The sequence below is a fragment of the Rathayibacter tritici genome (assembly GCF_002932875.1).
GTDB classification, from domain to species: Bacteria; Actinomycetota; Actinomycetes; order Actinomycetales; family Microbacteriaceae; genus Rathayibacter; species Rathayibacter tritici.
Map to the genome: position 1 here is coordinate 1 of NZ_PSWS01000085.1, position 1,434 is coordinate 1,434.

Consider the following 1,434-nt stretch of genomic DNA (forward strand, 5'->3'; position numbering starts at 1 on the left):
GGCTCATCGTAATTGAGGGTGTAGTCGGGGTCTGAAGCCGCCAGTTTCGAGCAGGCTGCGGGCGATGTAGTTGGTGAGGTTGCGGAAGCCGAGGGCGGACCCTCGGAGGTGTTCGAGGCGGCCGTTGATCGCTTCGGTGGGGCCGTTCGATGTGCCGGGGCGGTCGAAGTAAGCGAGGATGTCGGCGGCGCGGGCGTTCATCGTGCGGCCGAGGGTGACCAGCTCTTTCAGGGCTCGTGGGACCTTGCCGCTGATCGAGTCGATCAGCGCTTGCATCGCCGTCTTCCCGGCGGTCCGATCCGGGTCGCGGTAGGCGGCGATCATGCGTTGATAGATGCCCCAGGTCGCCTCGACCTCGACGTGCTCGTCGACCGCGAACACCGTCTTGAGGCGGGCGTGTTGCTTGTCCGTGAGGAGGTCGGCGCCGGTGTGCAGGGTCCGGCGTGCCGAGTAGAGCGGGTCTCTGGAACGGCCGCGGTGCCCCGTCGACTGTTGTTGGACGCGTTGCCGGCAGCGGTCCAGGGCGTCGCCGGCGAGGCGGATGACGTGGAACGGGTCCATCACCGGAACCGCGTCGGGCAGTTCTTCCGCGGTCGCGGTCTTGAACCCGGTGAACCCGTCCATCGCGACGACCTCGACCCTCGCCCGCCAGGTGTCGGGTCGGTCGGCGAGCCACTGCTTGAACACGGCCTTCGAGCGCCCCTCGACCATGTCCAACAGCCTGGCAGGCCCAGTTTTCGCGCGGATCGGAGTGAGATCGATGATCACCGTGACGTACTTGTCTCCGCGGCGCGTGTGGCGCCAGACGTGCTCGTCGACACCGATCGTGGTCACGCCCTCGAACCGGGTCGGGTCATCGATCAGGACCCGTTTCCCCTCGGCGAGAACAGCCGCGTTCGCGGTATGCCACGACACCCCGAGGCCGGCCGCGACACGGGCGACGGTGAGGTGCCCAACGACGAGGCCTTCCAGCGCCCACCGCACGCCGCGGCGGGAGAGCTTCGCCCGCGGCTGCGCGGCCTTCGTGATGTCTTGTCGCCAGATCCGGCCGCAGCCCGTGCATGCGTAGCGGCGCACCCGGACCAACAGGGTCGTGGGTCGCCAACCGAACGGTTCGTGCGCGAGACGCCGCGTCACCGTGTCCCGAGGCACGCCCTCCGCACCACACTTCACGCACCACGGATCAGGGTCAACAACCCGACATTCCAGCACCGCCCGATCGGGCGCAAGATGCTGCCCGACAACACGAAGGCCGAGCTCGTCCAGGCGGCAGAAGGTCGTGAGATCAGGGTCGTCGAAGGTAGCGTGAGACACGTCGAGGTCTTTCTGATGGCTGGCGTAGGAACCTCCATCATCGGAAGACCTCGACCCCACTCCCGGCCACGACGCGCCGACCCCACACTCGTACGGCTACACCCTCAACTGCGAAGAGCC

Annotated in this window: 1 protein-coding gene; it reads right to left on the minus strand. The window is 67.5% G+C overall.

The window, feature by feature from the left end:
• Window positions 1-3: 3 nt before the first annotated feature.
• Window positions 4-1,314 (minus strand): ISL3 family transposase, encoded by a 1,311-nt coding sequence (locus C5D07_RS15075; RefSeq protein WP_068250249.1) that lies wholly within the window; start codon window positions 1,312-1,314, stop codon window positions 4-6.
• Window positions 1,315-1,434 lie beyond the last annotated feature (120 nt).